The sequence below is a fragment of the Hymenobacter polaris genome (genome assembly GCF_012927305.1).
Classification (GTDB): Bacteria; Bacteroidota; Bacteroidia; order Cytophagales; family Hymenobacteraceae; genus Hymenobacter; species Hymenobacter polaris.
In genome coordinates this window covers 19,911-45,102 of the sequence record NZ_JABBGH010000004.1, presented here as the reverse complement: position 1 = coordinate 45,102, position 25,192 = coordinate 19,911, and the positions used below count along the sequence as shown (strand labels likewise).

The following is a 25,192-nucleotide window of genomic DNA, read 5'->3' as shown; positions in this document are numbered from 1 at the left end:
CCCCACCCCCGGCCCACGCCGCTTAATGCGCGGAATTCTCCGGGAGAGGGGAGCCTGACGCCAGCAGGCGTGTGCTTGTGCCGTGGCTCCCCTCTCCCGGAGAATTCCGCGCATCAAGCGGCGTGGGCCGGGGGTGGGGTTGCCCGCCAGGCCGACCCGCCACAGTAACAGTTTACTTAACTTCTAATGCCCCTCCCTTACGCCACTTCTCACCTCCGCAAGCTCCGCCGCCTGGCCCCGGCTGCCCTGGGCGCCCTCGCCCTGCTAGCCGCCTGCCAGCGGGCCGCTGCCCCCACCACGGCCGCAACTACGCCCCTCACCACGGCCGCGCCGGCGGCCCCGGCCGCGCCGCAGTGGAGCCCTAGGGTAACGAAACTGCTGGCGCAGATGACGCTGGAAGAGAAAATCGGGCAGATGACCCAGCTCACCAACGCGGCCATCAACCACACCGGCGAGCAGAAGGACGTGAGCCTGGACTCGGCCAAGCTCGTGCCGTTTGTGCGCGACTACGGGGTGGGCTCGTTTCTGAATGGCGAGGCGGTGCCGCCCCAGCAGTGGCTGCGCACGCTCGCGGCGCTGCAGCGCATTACGATGCGCGAGTCGCGGCTGCACATTCCCATGCTGTACGGCATCGACCACATGCACGGGGCGAGCTACGTGAGCGGGGCGGCCATCTTCCCCCACAACATCAACCTGGGCGCCACCTTCAACCCCGAGTTTGCCCGCCAGGAAGCCCGCGCCACGGTCATGGAATCGGCCGACCTGGGGCACCTGTGGGTGTTCGCGCCGGTGCTCGACCTGGGCCTCAACGTGTACTGGCCGCGCTTCTACGAAACCTATGGCGAAGACCCGCTGGTGGCCGCCACGCTGGGTGCGGCCTACGTGACGGAGCTGCAAGGCAACCAGGACATCCTGCCCTACAAGGTGGCCGGCTGCGGCAAGCACTTCCTGGGCTACTCCGACCCGCGCAACGGCTGGGACCGCACCAACGCCCTCATTCCCGAGCAGCGCATCCAAGAGTTTTTCCGGCCCTCGTTCCAGGCCGCCATCGACGCGGGCCTCAAGACCGTGATGGTGAACAGCGGCGAGATTAACGGCGAGCCGGTGCACTCCTCCAAGGCTATCCTGACCGATTTGCTGCGCACCCAGATGGGCTTCAAGGGCGTGGCCGTGACCGACTGGCAGGACATCCTGCGCTTGGTAACGGTGCAGAAAACCGAGCCCAACGAGAAGGAAGCCACCTTCCGCTGCCTCGACGCGGGCATCGACATGGCCATGACGCCCTACAACACCAACTTCTGCCGCCTCGTGAAGGAGCTGGTGCAGGAGGGCCGCCTCACCCAGGCGCGCATCGACCTTTCGGCCGGCCGCGTGCTGACCTTGAAAGAGGAGCTGGGTTTGTTCGACAACCCCCTGCCCCGCGCCGACCGCCTGGGCCGCATCGGCGCCCCCGAGCACCGCCAGCACGCCCTGGAGGCCGCCCGCGAGAGCATCGTGCTGCTCAAAAACGAGCAAAACACCCTGCCCCTGACTCCGGCTCGTGTGAAGCGCCTGCTGGTAGTGGGCCCCTCGGCCGACTCGCGGGCCAACCTGGCGGGCGGCTGGACGCTAGCCTGGCAGGGCCGCGCCGAAAGCCAGTACCCCGCCGACGTGCCCTCGCTGCTCACCGCCCTGCGGCGCGAGTACCCCCAGGCCGTCATCGAAACCGTGCCCTACCAGGATGCCGCCGGCAAGCCCTTGGCAGCCAGCGTACTGGCCGCCGCCCGCCGCGCCGACGCCGTGGTGCTGGCTCTGGGCGAGAAGCCCTACGCCGAAGGCCTGGGCAACACCAACGACCTGACCCTGCCCGCCGACCAGCAGGCGCTGGTGCGCACCGCCCAAAGCAGCGGCAAGCCCACCGTACTAGTCATGATTGGCGGCCGGCCCAACATTATCCGGCCCGTCGCCGACGGGTCGCCAGCCATTCTCTGGGCCGGGCTGCCGGGCTTCGGCGGCGGGCAGGCGCTGGCCGAAATCATTAGCGGCACCACCAACCCTAGCGGCAAGCTGCCCTTCACCTACCCCCAGGCCGCTGGCCACATCGCCAACTACCACCACGACAACAACGAGAACAGCCTGGAGCTGAGTGACTTCGGCGCGGGCTTCGAAAACCGCGACACCAAGGCTATCAAAACCACTATGCTCACCGAGTACGGCACCGGCCTGAGCTACACCAGCTTCCGCTACGCCAACCTGCAGCTAGCCGACTCGGTGCTAAGCAGCAACGGCACGGTCCGGGCCACGGTGCAAGTCACCAACACCGGTCCCAGGGTCGGCAAAGAGGCCGTGCTCTGGTTCCTGACCGACGAGGTGGGCCGCATCACCCGCCCCGTGCGCCTGCTCAAGCACTTCGAGAAGCAGTCCTTCGCGCCCGGCGAAACCCGCACGCTAACCTTCGCCATCGAGCCCCAACGCGACCTGAGCTACCCCGCCGCCAGCGGCCAGCGCCTGCTCGAAGACGGCTTCTTCACCCTGCGCGTGGGCGACCAAAAAGCCCGCTTCCGCTATGCGGGGGCCACGGCCCAGGCCACCGGGCGCTAGGCCTTGGAAAGAAGGGAGCCAGCCGAGTGTAGCGCCAAGCTCCTGCTTGGCAGCCCGTGGAGGGCGACTCGTTCAACGAGGCACCAAGCAGGAGCTTGGTGGTACACCGCCCAACAATTGCAGCGCCAAGCTCCTGCTTGGCAGCACGCGGAGGGCGAGTCGTTCTGACGTCCTCACCAAGCAGGAGCTTGGTGGTATACCGCCTAAGCTTCCTAATGGTCAACCTCATGCGCCCGCCCCTGTCCGTCTACCTGCTGCTGGGCTGCCTGCTGGCGGCCCGGCCGTTGCGCGCCCAGTCGGCGCTTCAGCTCAACCAGGTGGGCTTCTACCCGCTGGCTCCCAAGGTGGCGGTGGTGGCCGGCGCGGGCGGCCGCACGTTCTCCCTCACCCGGCCGGGCAGCCAGGCGGCAGTGTTTACGGGGCAGCTGGGGCCGGGGCGGCGCGACACGCTGGCCCAGCGAGCGGTGCAGCTGGCCGATTTTACCGCCTGCCACGACACGGGCACCTTCGTGCTGACGGTGCCGGGCGCGGGGGCATCGGCACCATTCCGCATCGGGCCCCGGGTGCACGCCGGGCTGGCGCAGGCCGCCCTCAAGGGCTTTTACTACCAGCGGGCCTCGGTGGCGCTGCCGCCCGCCTACGCCGGGGCCTTGAGCCGCCCGGCCGGGCACCCCGACCGGCAGGTGCTGGTGCACCCCTCGGCGGCGGGGCCGGGGCGGCCGGCGGGTGCGGTGCTGGCCAGCCCCGGCGGCTGGTACGATGCCGGCGACTATAACAAGTACGTCGTCAACTCGGGCATCACGCTAGGTACGCTGCTTTCGCTCTACGAGGACTTTCCCGCCTACTGCGCCCGCCTTGATGAGCACATTCCCGAAAGCACCAACGCCCTGCCCGACGTGCTCGACGAGGCGCTCTGCAACCTGCGCTGGCTGCTCACCATGCAGGACCCGGCCGACGGCGGCGTGTACCACAAGCTCACCAACGCCGGCTTCGACGGCATGGTGATGCCCGCCGCCTGCACCACGCCGCGCTACGTGGTGCAGAAAAGCACGGCCGCCGCCCTCGACTTCGCCGCCGTATTGGCCCAGGCCAGCCGCGTATTCCGGGGCTTCGGCCGCCCGCTGCCGGGCCTGGCCGACTCGTGCCAGCAGGCCGCCATCCGGGCCTGGGGCTGGGCCCGGCAGCACCCGGCCGTGTACTACGACCAAGCGGCTATCAACCAACAGTTTCAACCCGCCATCAGCACCGGCGAGTACGGCGACCACGACCTGCGCGACGAATGGCAGTGGGCCGCCACCGAGCTGTATGTGACGACCGGTCAGCTTAGCTACTACCAGGCCGCGCCGCTGCCCGCCGCCACCTCGGCGCCGCTGCCCGGCTGGAGCCGGGTGCGCACGCTGGCCCTCTACACCCTAGCCTGCCACCCCAAGGCCCTGGCTGCCCTGGGGGCCCAGTCCGCGCCGCCGGTGCGCCGGCAGCTACTGGCGCTGGCCGACAGCCTGCTGGCCGGCGCGGCCGCTAGCGCCACCGGCACCGCCATGGGCCACCAGGCCGCCGACTACACCTGGGGCAGCAACTCGGTGGCGGCCAACCAGGGCATTGCCTTGGTGCAGGCCTATCGCCTCAGCGGGCAGCCTCGCTACCTGCGCGCCGCCCTGGCCAACCTCGACTACCTGCTGGGGCGCAACGCCACGGGCTACTGCTTCGTGACCGGTGCGGGTACCCACTCGCCCCAGCACCCGCACCACCGCCTCTCGGAGGCTGATGGCGTGGCTGCGCCGGTGCCCGGCCTGCTGGTGGGCGGCCCCAACCCTGGCCGCCAGGACCACTGCGCCTACCCCTCGGCCCTGCCTCCGCTAGCCTACTCCGACACTGTGTGTTCGTACGCCTCCAATGAAATTGCCATCAACTGGCAGGCGCCGCTGGTGTACCTGGCCACCGCCCTGGAGGCCCTGCAAGTGCCGGCTGGCTTTGCAGCGCCGGCCCCAGCGGGTAGGTAGCCTTTTCGCGGCCTAGGGCCAAAGCCGCCGTCGCGTAGCCTAGGCTACGCGACGGCGGCTTTATTTTTTCGCGAATGAAGCTACTCGCCTGCTTTAACTTCTTGATAATATAGTACAGGTCCTCTTCATGAAAAGCTAATCAGAAATTCAGGAAATATTAAAAATGAATATCTACTTAGTTTAATGTAGTGAATACTATACTCAATATAGTTCAAAATTTAACTCTAGGCGCGATAGGTTAAATGAGTATCAGTGTGTGAAATTATGGTGAAAAAATGTACAGCTGCCGGGTTTTAGTAACCTATATTTCTGCCCCAAACACTCACGGCTTATCGATGGCATTCCTCCGCAATCGATTGTGAGGTGCCGCTTGCAGCTATGGCTCGTCTAGAGGCGGCCGCTGCTTCCTACCGCCCTTTTCTATTTCAAAGTCCCACCCCCATGAAACAGCGATTCTCGTCGGCGTAACCCCGTGCCCTGGCCGCTCGCATCCGGCTGGCTTTAGTGGCCGGCGGGGTCGCGGCCCCCTCCGCGCCTTCACGCGGGAAGGCGCGCTTAATCACTGTTTCAGTCTCACCCTAGGGCTATATGAAGAATTTTACCCCGTTAATAGTGGTTTCCGCTTTAGCTGCCGCGCCTTTGTGCGCGGTGGCCCAGGTTACCGTCAAGGGCGTCGTGACCGATGCCAAGAAAGGCGAGCGCCTGCCGGGCGTCAGCATCGTGGTGAAGGGTACTACCCGCGGCACCACCTCCAACTCCGACGGCAGCTACGCCCTGGCCCTGCCCGCGGCCAATTCCGTGCTCGTGTTCTCGTACATCGGCTTTAAGCCCACCGAGCGCACCGTGAACGGCCAAACCACCACCCTCGACGTGGGGATGGAGGAGCAGGAGGCCCTCGATGAAGTGGTAGTGGTGGGCTACGGCACCATCAAGAAGCGCGACCTCACTGGCTCGGTGTCGGTGGTGAAAACCGAGGACATCCTCAAAACCGTACCCACCAGCATCAACCAGGGCCTGCAAGGGCAGGTGGCAGGCGTGTCGGTAAACCGCAGCGACGGGGCGCCCGGCGCGGGCATCAGCCTCACCATCCGGGGGGCCAACTCGCTCTCGGGCAATACCGAGCCGCTGTACGTGATTGACGGCATTCCTTACATCGCGCCGGCCGCTACGGCGGCCTCGGCGGGCACCGGCAATGCCACGCAGCAAAGCACCAACGCGCTGTCGTTCCTGAACCCCCAGGACATTGCCAGCATGGAGATTCTCAAGGATGCCTCGGCTACGGCCATCTACGGCGCGCGCGGGGCCAACGGCGTGGTGCTTATCCAAACCAAAAAGGGCCAGGCCGGCACCGATAAGGTAGAGGTAGTTGCCAATACTACCCTCTCGCAAATCTCGAAGCGCGTACAGGTGCTCGACGCCTATCACTATGCCCTGTTTCAGAACGAGGCGTACCAAAACGCCATTACGTACAACGGAGCCACGCCTTACCGGGCGCCTTTTCCCGGCATCACGGCCCTAGACCCCCTCACGGGTAAGGTAGTGCGCCTACCCGCCCCTGAAGACTACCTCACCGGCCTGCAGGGCACCTCTTACCCCGACGGCTTTACGGGTACCAACTGGCAGGACCAGATTTTCCGCACCGCCCTTACCAAAGACTATACCGTGCGCCTGTCGGGCGGCAGCGACAAGGGTGGCTACTCCATCTCGGGCAACGTGCTCGACCAGCAGGGCATCGTGAAGAACTCCGGCTTCACGCGCTACGGCCTGCAGGCCAACATCAACCGCAAGGTGTTTAAGTGGCTGGAGTTTGGCACCAGCAACAACGTCACCTTCAGCAGCTACAACCTGGCCAAGTCCAACTCCAACGGCAACGAGTCCAGCCTCATCAGCTCGGCCCTGGTGTTTCCGCCTACTTACCCCACGGTGGTAGACGCCGCTTCGCTGGCCCGCGAAAACAACATTTCGTGGTATGCCGCCGCCAACCCGCTGATTTACTTGCAGCAGGCCAAAGACCAGACGGCTTCCACCAGCATTTACTCGGCCAACTACGTGCAGCTGCAGTTTACACCCTGGCTGAGCTTTCGGCAGAACATCGGGGTGAACTTTAGCGGCAACAACCGGGAGGTGTACTACGGCCGCCGCCTGCAGGAAGGCCGCACCGTGAACGGCTCCGCCTTCGTATCGGACGATACCTGGCGGGCGCTCACCCTGGAGTCTATCCTGAGCTTTAACAAGACGTTTGGCAAAGACCACTCGGTGAACGCCGTGGTGGGCGTGACGCGCGAAAACAACAGCTACTACATCCGCAGCATGTCGGCCACGGGCTTCCCCGACGACCTGCTGCAGGACAACAGCATCGGCAACGGGGCCAACCAGAAGCAGCTCAACAGCAGCAAGTCGGACGGCGCGATTATGTCGCTGCTGAGCCGCATAAACTACAGCTACAAAGGCCGCTACATGGCCACGTTCTCGTTCCGCCGCGATGGGTCGAGCCGCTTCAGCGACGCCAACAAATACGCCAATTTCCCCTCGTTCTCGGTGGGCTGGAACGTGAACGAGGAGCGCTTCATGGAGGGCAACCACGTGTTCAGCACCCTGAAGCTGCGCGGCGGCTACGGCCAAACCGGCAGCCAGGCCATCGGGCCCTACGGCACGCTGGCCCTGCTCTACTACACGCCCTACGTGCTGGGCGGCAACCAGCAGGCCGGCTACTCCGACAACCCCTACGTGGGCCCGGCCGACCCGAACCTGCGCTGGGAAACCACCGGCCAGTTCAACGCCGGTATCGACTTGGGCTTTATGCAGAACCGCTTCACCTTCACGGTGGACGTGTACCGCAAGCTCACCCGCGACCTGCTGCAGCGCATCTCGCTCAACCCCAGCAGCGGCTCGTTCTACCAGCAAACCAACTTCGGCTCGGTCGAGAACAAGGGCCTCGAAATTTCGGGCCTCGGCACGCTGGTGGCCACGCAGCGCTTCAAGTGGGACATCAACGCCAACATCTCCTTCAACCGCAACAAGCTGCAGGACCTGCCCGGCGACCAGTACGCCCCGCGCCTGTACTTCGGCGCCGACCAGTTCTTCCTGCAGCGCAACGGCCAGCCCATCGGGGCCATCTACGGCTTCGTGGAGGACGGCTTCTACGACAACCTGGCCGAGGTGAAGGCCGACCCGCAGTTCGCCAACCAGTCGGAAGCCATTCAGCGCCAGCAGATTGGGGAGATTAAGTACAAGAACCTCGACAACGACCCCACCAGCATCAGCGCCTCCGACCGCACCATCATCGGCAACACCAACCCCAAGTACGCCTACGGCGTCACCAACAACTTCTCGTACCGGGGCTTCAACCTGAGCGTGTTTGTGCAGGGCGTGCAGGGTAACAACATCGTCAACAGCAACTTGTACCAGATTCGGGAAGGCCAGGTGGCCAACATCCCGCAGTTTGTGTACGACGGCCGCTGGACGCCCGAAACCGCCGCCACCGCCACCTGGCCCAAGCCCCTGACCGCCGACACGCGCCAGCTGCGCCTCTCCAACCGCCTGGTGGAGGACGGGTCCTACGTGCGCCTGAAGAACATCAACTTCGGCTACGTCTTCAGCAAGCCCCTGCCCTTTATCGATACCATCAACCTGTACGGGGCCATCGGCAACGTGTTTACCATCACGAAGTACAGCTGGTTTGACCCGGACGTGAGCGCCTTCGCTGGCGACGCCACCCGCCGGGGCGTGGACATGAACTCGTACCCCAACAGCCGCACCTATACCCTAGGGGTGCGCCTGGGCTTCTAACCGCCTTTCTCCCACCTGCGCTATATGAAAAAACTAGTTACTACGGCCCTGCTCGCGGCTTCGCTGCTGGGGGCCACCTCGTGCAAGGACTTCCTGACGGAGAAGCCGGTGTCCGGCGTGGCCCCCGCCCAGATTACCTCGTCCGACCTCTACGTGAACGGGGCGCTCAACACGATTGTCGGGGAAACTATGTTCCGCTACGGGCCTTTCCCGAACCTGTGGGACTACGACAACGACGACGCCACGGGCGCCACCTGGGCCTTCGGCGACATTGGGGCCGGCAACTTCCAGAACTATTGGGGCATCGACAACGGCTGGAACGGCCCCTACATCCTAATTAACCACTGCAGCTTTGCCATGGCCCGGATTCAGGCCCTGACGATGGATGAAACGGCCCAGAAGGACGCCATCGCGCAGCTGCGGTTTCTGCGCGCCTGGGGCTACTACCTGCTGGTGCGCGCCTACGGGCCGGTGCCGCTGCTCAAAAAAGCCGTGGCCGACGGCGAAACGCCCCAGCTGCCCCGCTCGCCCGTGAAGGACGTGTACGCCTTCATTATTGAAGACTTGAAAGCGGCCGAAACCGACCTCTACCCGGCCGCCAGCGCCATTGTGGGCCACCCCAACCAAACGATAGCCAAGAGCCTGCTGGCCAAGGTATACGTCACGATGGCCTCGGGTGCCCTGAGCGGCGCCCAGGTAACGGTGCTGGGCGGCCCCACCCACAAGGTGGTGGGCGGTAAGAAGCTGCTGCTGCCGCCCGTAGCCAGCACCTACACCAAAACCGTGGTGGGGGGCCTGGAGGGATTGAACGCAACCGACTACTTCAAGCTGGCCCGCGACAAGGCCCAGGAGGTGATGACCAGCGGCGTGTACACGCTCTTTCCTACGCACGCCGAGGTGTGGAGCGTGGGCAACCAGAACAAGGGCGAGCACATCTGGTCGCTGCAAGCCATCTCCAACGACCCGAACTTCGGCAACGAAGTTTCGATGTTCCACATCGGGCGCATCAACCCGCTCAACAACGAGATTGAAGGCGGCTGGATTGCTTCGTCCGACCACTGGTACCGGCTGTTTGAGGAGAACGACCAACGCGTGACCGACGGCGTGCTGCACCGCTTCAAGCTGTACGGCAACTTCAACTACTACCCCATCACCGACAGCCTGGTGGTGAGCGGCAAGGACCAAAGCGCCAGCGCCCAGGCCAAGCGCGCCCGCTACGGCTACCTGCCCACCGACGTATCGGGCGTGGACGACGCGCACGTGGCCCGGCTGCGCAAGTTTGAGGCCGTGAGCGACCGCACCGTCACGCGCGGCAACTTCAACTACCCGCTGCTGCGCTACCCCGATGTGCTGCTCATTTACGCCGAGGCCGCCAACGAGGCCAGCGGCGGCCCCACGGCCGAGGCCCTGGAGGCCGTGAACAAGATTCGGCGCCGCAACGGGGCCTCCGAGGTGAAGACCATGAGCCAGCAGGCCTTCCGCTCGTTTGTGCTGGAGGAGCGCCGCCGCGAGCTGGCCCAGGAAGGCGACCGCCGCTGGGACTTGCTGCGCTGGGGCATCTACCTGCCCGTGATGAACGCCATCGACAACGACGAGAACAACGTGCTCAAGCGCCGCACCACCAAGCACCTGCTCATGCCCATCCCGGTCACGGAGCTGAACATCAACCACGAAATCTCGGGTAACAACCCCGGCTGGTAGGCCCTCGGGCGCCGGGCGGCGCCCCGCGCGCCGCCCGGCTACTTTCTTCACGCTTTGCGCTTTACCCACTCATGAACTACTCATTACTACCCAAAGCTGCCCTGGGGGTAGCCCTGGCCGGCGCGCTGGCCCTGGGGGGCTGCAAGAAAGACGACGCCGACGTGTGCGGCGGCACCCCCACCCTGAGCAGCGTCACCTCGACCACTGACCGCAACACCGCCAGCACCACGGGGGCGCTCGCCGACTGGGTTATCCTGCACGGCACCAACCTCTGCAACGCCAGCCAGGTCTCGTTCAACGACGTGGACGTGTCGCTGACCGACGCCTACGTCACCGCCACCGAGATTACGGTGCAGGTGCCCCGCGTGGTGCCCAAGAGCGTGACCAACACCGTGACCGTGACCACGGCCGGCGGCACGGCCCAGACCAGCTATAAGCTCAACATTCCGGCCCTCTCGGCCACGGGCCTGAGCAACGAGTACGCCGCGCCCGGCCAGAAGGCGGCCGTGGTGGGCATGAACTTCGACCTATACGAGGTGACGCCCGCCAAGGGCAAAATCCTCTGGAATGGCACGGCCGTGCCCATCACCAAAACCACCGCCGACTCGGTGTACTTCGTGGTACCGAGCGGCGCCACGGCCGGCGCCACGCTGAAAGTAGTGGACGCCAACGGCAAGGAAACCGCCGTGCCCGGCCGCTACAAGGACAACCGCAACGTTATTTTCGGCTACGACACCAACGGCAGCGTGTGGGGCAGCAGCACGTTCATTACCAGCGGCCCCACGCCGGCCCCCGTCAACGGCCCCTACGTGCGCGTCAACCAGTCTATCGGCGCCTGGGCCTGGACGGAATTCTCCACGAACAACAACATCGCGTTGCCCGCCGACGTGGTGAAAAACCCCGGCAACTACGTGCTGCGGTTCGAGGTGAACACCCTCAAGCCGTTCAGTACCAATGCCATCCGGATGTCGATTGACGGGGATGCTGCTTCGACCAACACCTATACCTGGACGCCGGCCACCCCCTTCAGCACCCGCGGGCAGTGGAGCACGGTCACGATTCCGCTGAGCAACTTCATCAACAAGCCAGCCGACCTGAACAAGCCGCTGCACGAGTGCAAGTTCGTCTTCCTCGGCGACGGCGCGCTCGACGCCGACATGTCGTTCGACACGTTCCGCATCGTGCCCAAAGACTAGCGGATTCTGCCCACTAGAACGTCATGCTCATCTGGCGTCCGCTTGCCGGAGCATCTCTACCGCACGGACCCTAGGCGGCGCGGTAGAGATGCTCCGGCAAGCGGACGCCAGATGAGCATGACGTTCTTTTTACCTCTAACAGCATCCTTTTCCACGTTTCCTACTAGTGAAGAAAGTTGATTTCCTAAGCGCGGCTTTCCTGCTGGCGCTGGCGGGCGCTCCCCACCTTGCGCACGCGCAAGCCGAGCTGGCGCCCTGGGGCAACCTGCGGGGCCTGCGCGTGCAGGGGCAGCTGCTGGAAGTGCCCACGAGCCTGCAAGTGCTGCCGCCCGGCGGGCGCGCGGCCGTGGTGACAGCCCACGAGCGCCAGCGCCCCACCTACACCCGCCAGGGCGCCCGGCAGCTCGTAGCCACGCGCCTCGACAGCCTGGCCCTGCGCGAAACCGTGGAGGACACGGGCGCCGGCCAGGCCACCCTCACGGTGCAGGCCACCAACGAGGCCGTCCGCCCGGCCCTAGGGGCGTTTCTGAGCCTGGGGCTGCCGCCGGCCGCCTACGCCGGCGCCACGGTGCAGTGGCTGGATGCGCAAGGCAAGATATTGGCCACCAAGCCAGTGAGCGCGTTGCCGGATGCGGTACCCGCCGCCCGCCAGGTGCGCATCGCGTCGGCTACCCGCCAGCTGCTCGTGGGCTTTGCCGAGCCCACGGTAGTGCAGCTGCGCCCCGATGCCGCAACCAAGGAGCCGGCCCTCTACGTGCCGCTGCTGGCCGGCAGCCTCGCCAAGGGGCAAGCCGCGCAGCGCGTTATTACCCTGAAAGTGAGTGGCGAAATCGACCGCGCGCCCGTGCAGCTGACCCTTAATTCGGCGCAACCGGGCCGGGCCTGGGCGGGCTTCGGGGGCAATTTTCGGCTGCAAAACCCCAAGGCCGACCCGCAGGTAATCGACTACTGCTTGCAGCACATGCGCGTGGCCTACGGCCGCGTGGAACTGCCGTGGAAGTTCTGGCAGCCCGAGCTGGGCCAGGACCCTAGGGCCGCCGCCCGGCAGGGGCAGCTGGCGCCGCACGTGCGCGAGTCGCTGGAGCTGGCGCAGCGCCTGGGCAAGCTCGGCATGCCGGTAATCGTGACCGCCTGGAACGCGCCGCAGTGGGCCGTGGTGGGCGAGCAGGGCAACGGCACCGGGCCGGGCCCCGACGGCAAGTGGGGCGCCCCGCTCAACCAAGCCAATCTGGCGGCCAGCTACCAGTCCATCGCAGACTACCTGGTGTACCTGAAGGAGCAATATGGCGTAGAGGCCGACCTGTTCTCCTTCAACGAGTCGGACCTGGGCATCAACGTGCGCCAAACCGGGCAGGAGCACGCCGACCTCATCAAGGCCCTAGGGGCAGTTTTTGCCGCGCGGGGCCTGAAAACCAAGCTGCTGCTAGGCGACACGGCCGACGCCAACGGCTACGCCTTCATCGGCCCGGCCCTGCACGACGCGGCGGCCCGGCCCTACATCGGGGCCGTGTCGTTTCACTCGTGGCGCGGCTGGAACGCGCCCACCCTGCAACGCTGGGCCGACGCGGCTACCCAGCTGCAACTGCCGCTGCTGGTGGGCGAGGGCAGCATTGATGCCCAGGCCTGGGGCTACCCGGCCATCTTCGAGGAGCCGAGCTATGCCCTGCAGGAAATCAGCCTCTACCTGCGCTTATTAGCTATTTGCCAGCCGCTCAGCATCTTGCAGTGGCAGCTCACCGCCGACTACTCGCCGCTGGCCGGTGGCGGCATCTTCGGCAATCCGGTCCCGCTGCACCCCACCCAACGCTTCTGGAACTTGCAGCAGCTGGCCGCCACGCCCAAAAAGGTGGCCTACCTGCCCCTCACCGCCAACCGGCCGGCCATTACCTGCGCGGCCCTGGGCTACCCCACCACGGGCACCTACGCCGTGCACGTCGTCAATAACGGCGCCACCCGGCCGGTCACGCTCATCGGCCTGCCCGCCACCGTCAAGCTATTGCAGCTGCACCTCACCGACCAGACCCACGGCAACCAGGCCCAGCCGCCCGTGCCGGTGCGGGGCGGCCACGCCCGCTTCACGCTGCCCGCCACCAGCTACGCCACGCTCACGAGCGAGTAGGGCACCTCACGGGCCCCCTTTGGGTTTGGCCCCCTCTTCCATAGAGAGGGGAAGCCACGGCGACCCTAGGCGGTAATCGTCAGGCTCCCCCTCTCCCCAAGGAGAGGGGGCCGGGGGGTGAGGTGCCATCCAAATTTACTTCCTTATTTGCAACCCGTGAAAAAAGCCGTTCTTTTTACCCTGGGCCTCGGCCTCGCGCTGCCAGCCTTCAGCCAGGGCAACAACTACGCCCAGAACTACCACAAGTTTGAGGGCCTGGCCCCGACGCCGCCCATGGGCTGGAACAGCTGGAACAAGTTTGCCTGCAACGTCGATGAGAAGCTGATTCGGGAGGTGGCCGACGCGCTGGTGGCCTCGGGCCTGCGCGACGCGGGCTACACCTACCTCAACCTCGACGACTGCTGGCAAGGCGAGCGCGACGCGCAGGGCTTCATCCAGCCCGATGCCAAGCGCTTCCCCTCGGGTATGAAGGCGCTGGCCGACTACGTGCACGGCAAGGGCCTCAAGTTCGGCATCTACTCCGACGCCGGCTCGCAGACCTGCGGCGGGCGGCCCGGCAGCCGGGGCTACGAGTTTCAGGATGCCCAGCAGTACGCCGCCTGGGGCGTCGACTACCTCAAGTACGACTGGTGCAACACGGAGGGCCTCAAGGCCGAGGGCGCCTACAAGACTATCACGGCGGCCCTGCGCAAGGCCGGGCGGCCGATGGTGCTCAGCATCTGCGAGTGGGGCAGCGACGAGCCTTGGAAGTGGGGGCCCGCCGTAGGCCAGCTCTGGCGCACCACCGGCGACATCTACAACTGCTTCGACTGCACCAAGAACAACGGCAGTTGGAAGGCCTTCGGCACCATGCAAATCATGGACAAGCAGGCGCAGCTGCGCCCCTACGCCGGCCCCGGCCACTGGAACGACCCCGACATGCTCGAAGTCGGCAACGGCATGAGTGCCAGCGAGGACCGCGCCCACTTCACGATGTGGTGCATGATGGCCGCCCCCCTCATCCTGGGCAACGACCTGCGCCAGATGAGCGAGGCCACTAAAGCCACCCTCACCAACCGGGAGGTGCTGGCCATCGACCAGGACCCCCTCGGGGTGCAGGGCTACCGCTACGCCGCCAAGGACAGCCTCGAAACCTGGCTCAAGCCCCTGGCCGGCGGTAAGTGGGCCGTGGCCTTTCTCAACCGCAGCCATCGGCCCCAACCCATGCGCTTCGACTGGCAGGCCACGCCCATCACCGACGAGCTATCGAAGGCCACGCTGGACGCCCGCCAAACCACCTACCGCCTACGCAATCCCTGGGCCGGCCAAGCGGCGGGCACCACTAAAAAACCTTTCGCCGCCACCGTACCCGCCCACGACGTGGTGGTGCTAATGCTCAGCAAGTAGTGGCCTCACGATTTACCCCCCCCCCCGCTCCCCAAAAGGGAGGGGCCGGGGGGGGGGGGCGCCGATAGCCCCAACCACCTTACAGCAGCTGCCGGAAAAACGGCTCCAGCTCCTTGGCTAGCAGGGCGTGGTCTTCCACGCTGGGGTGGCTGTTGCAGCCGCGGGCCTGCATGGGCTGGAAAAAGTGCAGCGCCACGGGTGGGTCGGCCGGGTAGCTGGCGTCGGCTTGCTGCTTGATGGCCGTGAGGCAGTGCTCGAGCAGCGTCCGGTTTGGGCCGCTGGCCATGGGCGAGCTGAGCAGCGCGAGGCGGGCTTTCGGGTACCTGGCCTTCACGAGCCGCACAAACTGCCCGTAGCTATTGACGAAGCTGGCGCTGTCGAAGGGCAGGCGCGGGCTTTTGCCGTCGCCGGCGCTCAGGTCGTTGGTACCCAGCGCAATACTGACGACCCTGGGGGAATACGCGGCGAAATTCCACAGCATCGGCGTGGTGGCCTGAAAATCGACCTTCTCATAAACCTGCGGCATGGTAGGCCCGGCGCTGTTCCAGTTGCGGTACGCCCCGATGCCGCTCACGCTGCTCAGCACGTAGCTAACCTGGAGCGCCCGCGCCACCCGGGGGCCGTAGGCTAGGTAGGCGTTGTGCTGGTCGTGGTAGGCGCCCGTGCCGCAGGGCACTTCCGAGGCGTCGGCCAGCGCGCCGCAGGTGATGCTGTTGCCAATAAACTCGATGAGCGGACCCGCCGGCACGGGCAGGGCCTGCACCCGCTGGGCGGTGATTTTCTGGATGGCAATGGCCCCGGTGTGCGCCTCGGTGGCCTTGTATAGCCACGCCGTATGCTTGCCGCCGCTCGGAGCCATTAGCACGAGCGGGGCCGCCGCCCCGCCCGCCACGCGCAGGCGCTTCTGGTACACGCCGTCCAGCTCGTATTGCAGGTAGTTGTGGTCCTGGCCGCCGGGCAGCACGGCGTACACGCGGCACTCGGTGCCCTCGAAGCTGAACCCGACGTGCGCCGCCGAGCTAATCAGCTCCAGCTGCTGCTGGTTGAGCCGGGTGCGGCCGCAGGGTTGCAGCGCGGCGGCCGGCAGCACCCCGGTGGCCTGGCCCTGAGCCCGGGTGGGCCAGGCCGTAAGGCTGGCGGCCAAGCAGCTGCACCCAACCAGCAACATCGTAAAGGAAAGCCTCATAAATAAGGTGCTATCTTATAGCCTAATAAAAGAGATGCCGGCTCCCCGAAGCACACCCTATTGACCGGTCTGCTGCTGCGTGGGGGAAGTGTACCGGGGAGCAGGCTACCTACGGCACTAGTTCGCTTTCACGCTTCAGGTTGTAATTAGTTACTGGCTAGATGAAGCAAAGTTAGCGTGAGGCATTGTGGAGGTGGTCTAGCTGGGGCAGACAGAGTTCGGACGTGCTTTTCACTACCGATGGCAAGTACGATGTCCGTGAATAAACCCAGTAAGCACCGCAAGTACGATGAGGCGTTCAAAACAGAGGCCCTGCGCCTGGCTCGCGAGAGCTGCTCGACTGGGGTACGCCGTCTGCCAGCTAGGCATCAGCGAAAAGCTGCGCTACCGCTGGCAGCAGGTCCAGGAACCGACCTGTACGGCATCCGCTGCCTGCGGGTCGCTTTGCGCCGAAAGGGCTACCGCGTCGGGCACCGACGCGGTAGCCCTTTCGGCGCCGGCGCCTGTACGCGCTGCAAATCAAGGCCTTTGCCCATGCACCACCGACTGGCGCACGAGTTGCGCTGCGCCCCGAACCGGCCACTCAACCAGCCCAAGCCTACGCAGGCTAACTAGGTCTGGGCCAGCAGTAGCATCTACCTGCCGCTGGCTAATGGCGACTGGGCTTGTTTATGTGCGTAAGAGGACACAGCCAGCAAGCGGTGGGCGAGCACGTCACGGCCGCCATGCCTTATTTGCCGATTACTACGGCCTTGCAACGCGCTTTTTGGGCCCGGCCGCTCACGCCGGGTCGCACCTCAAAACGGAGGTGCTCGAAGTGCGCGAGGGCCCAGCCCCTTACTACAGGCCAGGCACTCACTCAGAAAGCACTACTAGCTACCTACCTGCCTAGGCTGATTGCGGGATAATGCTAATCATGTCGTCTTCGCTGGGTTCCTTGGCGGGCTTCAGCTCCAGGGCTTGGTCGGGTTGCACCCGGCGGCGGCGCTGCACGGGGGGCAAGGCTACCGTTTCGCCGGTAGCCAGCGACTGCTCGACAGCGGCCAGCACGCGCATATCTAGTAGGCCTTCCTCTCCGTCGGCTTCCGGGTGCCGGTCGTGGAGGATGCAGTCGGAAAAGTACTGGGTTTCGTTGCCGAACTGTTCAACCGGCTTAAAGTCATGAGTCTGGCTGCCTTCTTTGGTCTTCTCGACATACGAGATGCCTACTTCGGGTCCAAACATGAAGCAGGGTGAGGCGTACACCGTGGCTTTGGTACCGACCAGGGTGAAGCCCTCGGCCGGAGCCGTCGCGTAGCTGACGGTGAACTGCGCGGTGCGCTCACTGGCAAAGCGCAGGGTCACGGCTACCGTATCGTGAAAGTTGAAGCCACGTTCCGGCGTCTTCGTGCCGACGGCATGCACGGCGATGGGCTCCTCGTCAAAGAGGTTGCGCACTGCGTTGAGTGGGTAGGTCCCCATGTCGGGCACCGGCCCACCCCAGTAGCCGTTGTGGCCGCGCGAATTGGCTTCCGCTACATCCTGGGTGAAGGTGGAAGTGAAGGCCCGCAGCTCGCCAAAATCCCCGTTGTGGGCCCGCGTAAACAGCTCGACATTGCCGGGCTCGTAGTGCAGCCGGTACGCAACCATCAGCTTGGCCCCGCTTTTTTGCTGCGCGGCCAGGATTTGCTCGGCTTCCGCTACGCTGGCAGCCATAGGCTTTTCCAGCAGCACGTGTATGCCGGCTTCCAGCGCGGCCACCGCAAACGGGGTATGCAGCGCATTGGGGGTGGCCACGTACACGGCGTCGATTTCGCCGGAGGCCAGCAGCGCGCCGTACTCCTCGTAGGACCACGCTTTGAGGTCGTATTGGTCGGCCAGCTCGTCGGCTTTCACCGGGTCGCCGGTCACCAGGGCCACCAGCTCGGAGTTGTTGGTGCGCGCAATGCCGGGCATAAACGCCTGCTGCGAAATCTGACCGCCAGCCACGACGGCGTAGCGAATCTTCTTCTTGCGGTCGAACATAACTACTTACTGTTTAAGTGATGAGGCCCCGCCCGACCAGCCCAGCTAATCCGTGCCGTGCGTGGCAGACGCGCCAGGACTTGGGTATGGAGAACTACGCGGGCGCGTAAATCCAACTGTTATTCGGCTTACGGGACAGTTAGCGGCGTAGCCAGTGAATGCTGTTCACAGCTACCTGGCTATACGGCATACGGGAGCGGGCGTTCCCGCCATGCCCGGTGTACGCCTCCGGCACAGCAGGCCAACGCAAGCCGGAGCTGAACACTATAAGCGAAGCCAGCAGCTCCGGCAGCACGTTGCCAGAAAGCCTGATAACCCCTAGCGTGCGGTAATATCCCACGTTCTTCAGCTGGCTACGAAGGGGGTGGCCTCCCCGGAGCATGTCAGAGTGAGCTGGTGCATGGCCCGGGTGCAGGCCACGTAGAGCATGCGCCTGTCTACTTCCGTTTTGTAGTTGCGGGCCGAGGCGAACGGCACCACCACCTCGTCGAACTCCAGCCCCTTCGCCAGATGGGCCGTGGTGATAATAATGCCTTCTTTGAACGTCGTGAACTCCTCCGTGAGCAACTGCACGCCGGAGGTCGCCAGCGCTTGGTGCAGCGCCGCTGCCTGCCGTTGTGTCTTGCAGATGACGCCCAGCGACTGGTAGCCGCTGCCCTGAAAGGCCGCCAGCAGCTGCCGAATGCCCTGCAGCTCCTCGCCCGGGCTGGCGTAGCGGGCCACGGCGGGCGGCGGCCCGTGCCGCTCCAAGGGGATGAGGTCGGGGTTGGGCGTGATGCGCTGGGCGAAGGTTGTAATCTCGATGGTGGAGCGGTAGCTACGGTAGAGCTTCACTACTTCGGCTTGTGGGAAGACGCGCTCGATGGTTTCGGCCGAGGACGCGCCGTAGGGGTTCACCGTCTGGCTGCTATCCCCGAGAATGGTTTTGCGGCAGGCGAACACGCGGCTTAGCACCGCGTACTGCACGGGGGTGTAATCCTGCATCTCGTCCACTAGCAAATGCTTCACGTGGTCGTAGGCGCTGCTGTCCTCCAGGCGCAGGTAAATCAGGGCAAACACGTCCGCGTACTACAGGCGCTGGGCCGGCTCATAGCGCAGCAGCTCGAGCCGGCCCAGCCAGCGGTAAAAATCCCGGTACAGGTCCAGCACCTGGTGAAACCGGAACATGCGCGGAATGGCCTCCCCAATCGTGGCCTTCTCCGCCACGGTCAGCTTGCGGCGGGCGGCGTCGCGCACGTGGGCGCGCACGTCCTCGGCCACCAGCGCAAAGCGCTTGAGCAGCGGCACCCGGTGGTAGGTCTTGAACCGGGCCAGCAGACAGGGCAAGGGCACCAGCACGCTCCCCACCCGCAACTCGCACACCGTGAAGTACGTGTTCTCCACGTGCAGCAGGTATTGGTTCAGCCGGCCGAGAAACTCCAACGACGACTTGAACTGAATGCGCTCGATGAAGCCGGGGTCGGGTTGCTCGAGCAGCGCGGCCACCTGCTCGAAGAAGGTCTGGAACGGGTACTGGTGGCTAAGCAAGTCGGCCGCTAGCTCTTCCATGCCCAACTCGGGCAGGTGCTCCTCCCCCAGCTCTGGCAGCACGTTCGAGATGTAGTCGGCAAAGACCTTGTTGGGGGAGATAATGAGCACGTCTTTGGCCGCGATGGTGTCGCGGTAGCGGTAGAGCAGAAACGCAATCCGGTGCAGGGCGATGGAGGTTTTGCCCGAGCCCGCCACGCCCTGGATGACCATTACCGGGGCGGTTTCGTTGCGAATCACCGCGTTCTGGTCGCGCTGGATGGTGGCGACGATGTTCTTGAGCTTGTCGTCGGAAGACTTGGCCAACTCGCGCTGCAATACCTCGTCGTGGATGTTCACGTCGTTTTCCAGCACGAACTCTAGGTGGCCGTCGCGAATCTTGTACTGCCGCTTGAGGTCGATAACTCCCTACATCACGCCCGCCGGGGTAGAGGGGCAGCAGGTCGCGGATGGTGCGCGCGCCGTGGGCCTGCTGGGTGAGTTGCTGGCGTAGCTGCGGCCAATCGAGGCTCTTGCTGTTGAGGGCATAGGTCTCGAACAAGCGCAGGCTCGCGTCCAGGTAGGAGGCGACCGAATCTGGAAGCGGAGTCGCTGGGCCTTGTCCCCAGGCCGGCGCAGTGGTGAGTAGGAAGCCGAGTAACCCGAGGTGCTTCATGCCCCGAAGATGCATGAAGCGGGCTTGCCGTTGCCTGCTCGGCGGAAGAAAGCAGCCCAGACAGCTTATCACACGCTACAAACGCACCTTCGTAAACGTCTTGCTGGGAGACGGGAGCTTTTGACCACTAGCTGGCGAGCTAGGACGTGTAAGCAATAGCTTGAAAAAAGCGGCCGCTAAAAGTAGGAATAACACCCTATTGCAAGGAAGTTAGGAGGGCGAAGCATCTCACCTATATTTGTCGTGTACTAGAGTTATAGTACACTAGACACCCCCTTCTTTTTTCCACAACCATGGCTGCTGTTGCCTCCCTCCGCGCTCGCCGCTGGGACTATTTTATTCTCACGGCCCGCGTGCTGCTGGCCGGCATTTTCTTCGTCTACGGAGTAGGCAAACTAGTGGGGCTGCAGTTTGGGGTCACGCCCGAGATCCTGGCCCAACCCCTGGGACAGGTGAGCCTCTCGCACCTAGCCTGGTACTGTTTCGACCACCAGCCGTTCACCGCTTATATCGGCGTGTCCCAAATCCTGGCTAGCCTGGGCTTGCTGTGGAACCGCACGGCCCTGCTCGGGGCGCTGCTGTTGCTGCCGATCGCCGTCACGATTTTCGTGATTGACCTGACCTATCTGCGGCAGATGGTGGCCTTTCAGTACATGTTGCCGTTCTACATCGGCCTGCTCTTGCTCATTCTCGCCCACTACCGCGCGCGCATGCTGGTCGTCGTCCGCGCGCTTACGCAGGGCGTGACGACCCGTTTCGCCTACCCCTGGTGGGGCTACTGCTTCCTGCCACTGGCCGCGGGCCTGCTCAGTTTGGGATGGATGCTGCCGATGTACACGGTGAGCTTTCTGCAAAATTCCAGCGGGACTCTAGGCTACTTTCAGCGGCTGGTCACCTCGGCGGCCGCCTGGCTAAAATGACCCCTATCTTACCTAGTATAAAATAGCATAAAAGCCTACTAAAAGGCTTAATGCTATTTTATACTTTTGATTAGTAATTAGTTACGCTCTTTTTTTGTACTCCACTTTGGGCTTTCCGCAGGCCAATGACCGTCAAAAAGAATCCCCCCGGATTAGATACCGCCTTTATTTTACCAGTTTTCAGCTTGTAGCAAAACGCAAAGAGTTCGTCAACCATGCGGGCTTCGCTCAGTATTTGATCAATCAGGCGCGCATCCTTGATGTCAAGCTCCGCTAGGCGCTGCCGCGCCATCTGCACCCGCGAGTCATCCAGCGGCTGCTCGAAGGGCAGGGGCAGCTGCTGGGGCTCCTGCTGCTTGATTTGAAAACGAATACTTTCGAAAGAGCGACCCTTTTTGATAAGCTCATAGCCAATGTGCAGATCGGTATTCTGGTTGATTTGAGAAACGGCTACGTCCAGCACATACTTCTGAAACATGGATACCTTGGTGTACTGCTCCGACTCAATGCCTTTGGGATCCTTCAGGGCCAGCATAACCTTCAAATCGTGCAGGGTAAAGGTGCGGGACTCGGACTTGTCTTTCCACTGCGAGGCAATCTGGTAGATACGCTTGGCATACTTACTACTCAGGCTGAAGGCAGCCTGCAGCCGGAAGGAGGTAAAGTTGCGCTTTAAGTCAATTAAGTAGGGACGAATCTTTTCAGAAACTTCCAACTCAATGACCCCCTCCCCCTTGATGTATTCCGCCGAGGCTAGGAGGCCAACTTGCAGAATTCGCTTGTTATCCTCAATCACGTACTCGCGTGAGCGCAGCGCCGAGGTAGCTTCCAGAAACTGATGGTAATTCCACTGACGGCCCGTGAGGTGCTGCAAGTCCAGCACCTTAACCCGATAGAAGGTACCAACGCGGTCTTCCTTCTTCAGCAGCGAAAGCAGATAGAACACAATGTCCATCTCACAGGCCGTCATCTCGTAGCGCGCTGTCGTAATGGCATTGTGCTGCCGAATTTCCAGACCGGTCACGTTTGCATTCGCGATACTAATCACACTATCAAGGGTTTGCATAGGACAGTCACTGAAGAAGAGATAACGAAGATAGCCTTGGCCAGCGCAAAGGAAAGTAAAAAGGAAAGTTTTTTCCGAAAGACCTTTCCTTTCGCTTATAAAACCTTTCCGCTAGACTTATAAAACCTTTCCTTTCGCTTATAAAACCTTTCCGCTAGACTTATAAAACCTTTCCTTTCGCTTATAAAACCTTTCCAAAGTTCCTTATAACCCACTAAAGAATAGTGGGTTATGGTCCCTACAAATAGATACAAATATCTACAAAGTTCACAAGCTTGTGATGATCAACTAAAAAAGGCTTTTAGGAGAGCTAAAAGGGGTGGTCCCTCGAACAGAGCAAACAAACAAACAAAAGAGACCTAATGAGCCAAACGGAACGAATTTGCACTTTTTAAAGAAATTATATAGCTATAATAACTTTAGCTATGTATGTGAGTTCCTAAACATTCGCTGCTCGCTCACAAATTAAGTAGATAATAATACTAAGTGCTGACTATTAACTAGTTAAAACTCGGTTTCCTAAAGGAAAGGTTTTATAAGCCAGTTGCCATCTAGGGAAGACCCAATCGAATTGGCGAAGGATAGTCAGCTAAGCAGGGTAAAAATCAACTCCTATTACCAAAAGGAAAGGTTTTATAAGCCAGCTTACAGATTTCACCCCACCCTATCCTGACTTAGAACTACCGAAAGGAAAGGTTTTATAAGTCAGGAATGCTAGGCTAGCTTACCCCGATTCCACCTAGCGAAAGGAAAGGTTTTATAAGCTCACGCCATAGTCGTGCCTGACGTTTTACTTCTACCTAGACCCTACAGGGTAGGTGCGGGAAGCTATATTTGGGACTATCCTCGGGAACAAGTAGAGCAGGCCCTGTAAGCCTACTAGGCCTTAAACCGTAATCATCTGGATTCGCCTTTGGCCTTACTGCGGCAACGCTACGCGCAGCTAAGGCAGTTTTCCACTAATCTGTTGCAGGATAGCCCATCTACCGGCGCTCTTGCCGACAACTGGTTTGCCGAGGATCTGATCCCAGTGATAGAAGGGGTCGCACAAGAGTAGGAACAGAAAGTATCGGTAGGGGGAATGTGCGCGGGTGACTGTCTCGCGAAACGGCCGTTTTTTCGCTTCCCTCACCGCCCCCACCAAACCGCCTGGCCAAGCTACGATAAAACGTCTCATTGCTTGTTCTCACGAATCAACGGCTCGCTATCTTCGCTCGCCTTGACTTTGTGAGAAAAACACCTATGATTTTTGGTTATACCCGCGTCAGCACCGCCGACCAACAGCTACACCTGCAACTCGATGCCTTGCAGGTCTACGGCTGCGCGGAGGTAGCACAAGAAAAAGTGTCATCTGTGAAAGAGCGTCCGGCGCTCCAACACCTGCTGACCCGGCTGCGACGGGGCGACACGCTCGTGGTCTGGAAACTCGACCGCCTGGGCCGCTCGCTCAAAGACCTAGTCACGTTGGTAACAGGATTTCAAGACAGAGGCATTCACTTCGTCAGCCTACAGGACCACCTGGACACCACCACGGCCCAGGGCCGGCTCATGTTTAACCTGTTCGCTTCGCTGGCCGAGTTTGAGCGCGACATTATCCGCGAACGGACCAACGCCGGCCTGACGGCGGCCCGGGCCCGGGGGCGCCAGGGCGGCCGGCCCAAAGGGCTGTCCAAGGAGGCCCTCTCCAAAGCCCAGGCGGCGAAGACCCTGTACTTGCAGCAGGACAAAACGGTGGCCGAAATCGGCCAGCTGCTCGGCGTCGGCCGAGCCACCATCTACCGCTACCTCGGGCACTTGGGCGTGCCCACTGGCGGCACTGCCACGCCCACCTGAATGACTGGTATCGGAGCCTTTCCAAAAATGGAACCCCCACTAAAGTGTCGTAGTGCAACAAGACTCTAACTGACCAGTCTCATGCCTTGATGAGCAACCCGCCCACCTCTTCCGCAACCGACCAGCAGCTTGTGGCGCAGGTGCTAGGGGGAAACACCGCGGCCTTTGGGCAACTCATGCAGCGCACGCAGGGGCTGGTTTCGCAGATGGTATCCAAAATGATTCGCCATCCGGCCGACCGACCCGATGTGGGGCAGGACGTGTATCTAAAGGTTTTCAAGAATTTAGCCGGTTTTAAGTTTCAGGCAAAATTCTCCACGTGGGTCGGGCAAATCACCTACAACACGTGCTTGATGTACCTGGAAAAGAAGCAGCTGGTACTGGTGGACCCCGCGGAACCCGAACCGGATAGCGCAGTGGAAGAGGGCCGCCGCGCTCCGCCCCCGCTGGTTGCGGGCACGGAGTATGACCCCGAAACGGCCCTGTTCGGCCAGAACCTGGCTGACATCTTGAGCACGACCATCGAACAGTTGCCCCCGCTCTACCGCACCTTAATTGCCTTGTATCACCAGCAGGAACTGAGCTACGAGGAAATTGCTCAGATAACCTCACTACCGGGCGGCACCGTGAAAAACTACCTCTTCCGGGCGCGAAAACTATTAAAGCACCACCTGCTGGCCACTTACCAACGCGACGACTTATGACGAGCCCCCATCTTGCCGAGCGGACCCTTCAGGAGGCCGCCGAATCGGTTGCCTTGCTGACCGCCGCTCAACTAACTCACCTCCGCGGCTGTCCCCTGTGCCAGGGCCGGGTCGCTACCTACCACCAGGTATTCACGGCGGTGGAGCACTTGCTGCCACCTCCTTTTCCGGTCGACTTCACCGCGAGCGTCCTGGCGCAATTGCCCCGGGCCAAGCCGGCTTTTCCCTGGGCGCTGAGTGTTGTGGCCGTACTCATGCTGGGGATGGTTGTCGTGTTTCTATCCTTGTTTGGCGCCCTGCTGGTACAGACTTTTCAAAGCTTAGCTCCCATGCTGGTCACCGCGGGAGGCATTCTTGTAGCCGGGCGGTGCCTGGAGTTGCTAGTCCGTCATCGCTGGCAAATGCGCCAACTCGCTTTCTCCTAAAAACTTTTGCAACATGACTGGCGCTGCCCAGTCTCATCTGATACCGCTACCTGGCTCCCCCTATGAAATATTTTTGGCTGCTCCTGCTTTTTTGCCTCTCC

Annotated in this window: 16 protein-coding genes; 11 read left to right on the top strand and 5 right to left on the bottom strand. The window is 62.7% G+C overall.

The genetic code is table 11. The features are described from left to right. Positions 1-186: 186 nt before the first annotated feature. The 7 genes from HHL22_RS21980 (at position 187) to HHL22_RS21950 (ending at position 14,771) form a co-directional block, all read left to right on the top strand. Entirely contained in the window at positions 187-2,580 is a 2,394-nt protein-coding gene (locus HHL22_RS21980; protein ID WP_169533586.1) for a beta-glucosidase, read from the top strand. Between the two features lie 227 nt (positions 2,581-2,807). Further along, the gene (locus HHL22_RS21975) at positions 2,808-4,580 is read left to right on the top strand and encodes a glycoside hydrolase family 9 protein (RefSeq protein WP_169533585.1); all 1,773 of its coding nucleotides are present in this window, start codon (positions 2,808-2,810) and stop codon (positions 4,578-4,580) included. Between the two features lie 612 nt (positions 4,581-5,192). Next, a complete protein-coding gene (locus tag HHL22_RS21970; RefSeq protein WP_169533584.1) occupies positions 5,193-8,369 on the top strand; it encodes a SusC/RagA family TonB-linked outer membrane protein in 3,177 nt (1,058 codons plus the stop codon). 24 nt (positions 8,370-8,393) lie between these two features. Then, positions 8,394-10,070, top strand: a complete 1,677-nt coding sequence (locus HHL22_RS21965; RefSeq protein ID WP_169533583.1) for a RagB/SusD family nutrient uptake outer membrane protein — start codon at positions 8,394-8,396, stop codon at positions 10,068-10,070. 71 nt (positions 10,071-10,141) lie between these two features. Beyond that, positions 10,142-11,266, top strand: a complete 1,125-nt coding sequence (locus HHL22_RS21960; protein WP_169533582.1) for a glycan-binding surface protein — start codon at positions 10,142-10,144, stop codon at positions 11,264-11,266. A gap of 166 nt (positions 11,267-11,432) precedes the next feature. Then, complete coding sequence (locus HHL22_RS21955; RefSeq protein WP_169533581.1) at positions 11,433-13,385, top strand: glycoside hydrolase; 1,953 nt, start codon at positions 11,433-11,435, stop codon at positions 13,383-13,385. A gap of 156 nt (positions 13,386-13,541) precedes the next feature. Then, positions 13,542-14,771 carry a glycoside hydrolase family 27 protein gene (locus tag HHL22_RS21950; RefSeq protein WP_206680756.1) on the top strand — a complete coding sequence of 410 codons (1,230 nt, stop codon included), beginning with the start codon at positions 13,542-13,544 and terminating at the stop codon, positions 14,769-14,771. A gap of 79 nt (positions 14,772-14,850) precedes the next feature. Here the strand turns inward: HHL22_RS21950 and HHL22_RS21945 are convergent, their stop codons facing one another. The 4 genes from HHL22_RS21945 to HHL22_RS21930 all read right to left on the bottom strand — a co-directional run bounded on the left by HHL22_RS21945 (position 14,851) and on the right by HHL22_RS21930 (position 19,842). Beyond that, the gene (locus HHL22_RS21945; protein WP_169533580.1) at positions 14,851-15,957 is read right to left on the bottom strand and encodes an SGNH/GDSL hydrolase family protein; all 1,107 of its coding nucleotides are present in this window, start codon (positions 15,955-15,957) and stop codon (positions 14,851-14,853) included. A gap of 888 nt (positions 15,958-16,845) precedes the next feature. Then, complete coding sequence (locus HHL22_RS21940) at positions 16,846-17,961, bottom strand: Gfo/Idh/MocA family protein (RefSeq protein WP_169533579.1); 1,116 nt, start codon at positions 17,959-17,961, stop codon at positions 16,846-16,848. Between the two features lie 345 nt (positions 17,962-18,306). Further along, positions 18,307-19,020, bottom strand: a complete 714-nt coding sequence (locus HHL22_RS21935) for a 3'-5' exonuclease (RefSeq protein WP_169533578.1) — start codon at positions 19,018-19,020, stop codon at positions 18,307-18,309. 9 nt (positions 19,021-19,029) lie between these two features. After that, positions 19,030-19,842: a helicase domain-containing protein gene (locus tag HHL22_RS21930; RefSeq protein ID WP_169533577.1), complete on the bottom strand. Its 813-nt coding sequence runs from the start codon at positions 19,840-19,842 to the stop codon at positions 19,030-19,032. A 594-nt stretch (positions 19,843-20,436) separates the two neighbouring features. On the opposite strand from HHL22_RS21930, the gene HHL22_RS21925 reads away from it, so the two are divergent. Then, positions 20,437-21,063 carry a DoxX family membrane protein gene (locus HHL22_RS21925; RefSeq protein ID WP_169533576.1) on the top strand — a complete coding sequence of 209 codons (627 nt, stop codon included), beginning with the start codon at positions 20,437-20,439 and terminating at the stop codon, positions 21,061-21,063. Positions 21,064-21,133: 70 nt separating this feature from the next. On the opposite strand, the gene HHL22_RS21920 is transcribed toward HHL22_RS21925, so the two are convergent. Then, complete coding sequence (locus tag HHL22_RS21920) at positions 21,134-22,129, bottom strand: replication initiation protein (RefSeq protein WP_169533575.1); 996 nt, start codon at positions 22,127-22,129, stop codon at positions 21,134-21,136. Positions 22,130-23,371: 1,242 nt separating this feature from the next. On the opposite strand from HHL22_RS21920, the gene HHL22_RS21915 reads away from it, so the two are divergent. From HHL22_RS21915 to HHL22_RS21905, 3 genes are all read left to right on the top strand, one after another. Further along, the gene (locus HHL22_RS21915; RefSeq protein WP_169533574.1) at positions 23,372-23,962 is read left to right on the top strand and encodes a recombinase family protein; all 591 of its coding nucleotides are present in this window, start codon (positions 23,372-23,374) and stop codon (positions 23,960-23,962) included. Between the two features lie 89 nt (positions 23,963-24,051). Then, on the top strand, positions 24,052-24,666 hold the full coding sequence (locus HHL22_RS21910; RefSeq protein ID WP_169533573.1) for an RNA polymerase sigma factor: 615 nt from the start codon (positions 24,052-24,054) through the stop codon (positions 24,664-24,666). Then, the gene (locus tag HHL22_RS21905) at positions 24,663-25,091 is read left to right on the top strand and encodes an anti-sigma factor (protein ID WP_169533572.1); all 429 of its coding nucleotides are present in this window, start codon (positions 24,663-24,665) and stop codon (positions 25,089-25,091) included. The genes HHL22_RS21910 and HHL22_RS21905 overlap by 4 nt, the downstream gene beginning before the upstream one ends. The last annotated feature ends 101 nt before the right edge of the window (positions 25,092-25,192 follow it).

Excerpts from the sequence above, each read along its gene's own strand:
- HHL22_RS21980 (WP_169533586.1), top strand. The coding sequence starts at position 187 with ATGCCCCTCCCTTACGCCACTTCTCACCTCCGCAAGCTCCGCCGCCTG.
- HHL22_RS21975 (WP_169533585.1), top strand. The coding sequence starts at position 2,808 with ATGCGCCCGCCCCTGTCCGTCTACCTGCTGCTGGGCTGCCTGCTGGCG.
- HHL22_RS21965 (WP_169533583.1), top strand. The coding sequence starts at position 8,394 with ATGAAAAAACTAGTTACTACGGCCCTGCTCGCGGCTTCGCTGCTGGGG.
- HHL22_RS21960 (WP_169533582.1), top strand. The coding sequence starts at position 10,142 with ATGAACTACTCATTACTACCCAAAGCTGCCCTGGGGGTAGCCCTGGCC.
- HHL22_RS21945 (WP_169533580.1), bottom strand. The coding sequence starts at position 15,957 with ATGAGGCTTTCCTTTACGATGTTGCTGGTTGGGTGCAGCTGCTTGGCC.
- HHL22_RS21940 (WP_169533579.1), bottom strand. The coding sequence starts at position 17,961 with ATGTTCGACCGCAAGAAGAAGATTCGCTACGCCGTCGTGGCTGGCGGT.
- HHL22_RS21925 (WP_169533576.1), top strand. The coding sequence starts at position 20,437 with ATGGCTGCTGTTGCCTCCCTCCGCGCTCGCCGCTGGGACTATTTTATT.
- HHL22_RS21920 (WP_169533575.1), bottom strand. The coding sequence starts at position 22,129 with ATGCAAACCCTTGATAGTGTGATTAGTATCGCGAATGCAAACGTGACC.
- HHL22_RS21915 (WP_169533574.1), top strand. The coding sequence starts at position 23,372 with ATGATTTTTGGTTATACCCGCGTCAGCACCGCCGACCAACAGCTACAC.
- HHL22_RS21910 (WP_169533573.1), top strand. The coding sequence starts at position 24,052 with ATGAGCAACCCGCCCACCTCTTCCGCAACCGACCAGCAGCTTGTGGCG.
- HHL22_RS21905 (WP_169533572.1), top strand. The coding sequence starts at position 24,663 with ATGACGAGCCCCCATCTTGCCGAGCGGACCCTTCAGGAGGCCGCCGAA.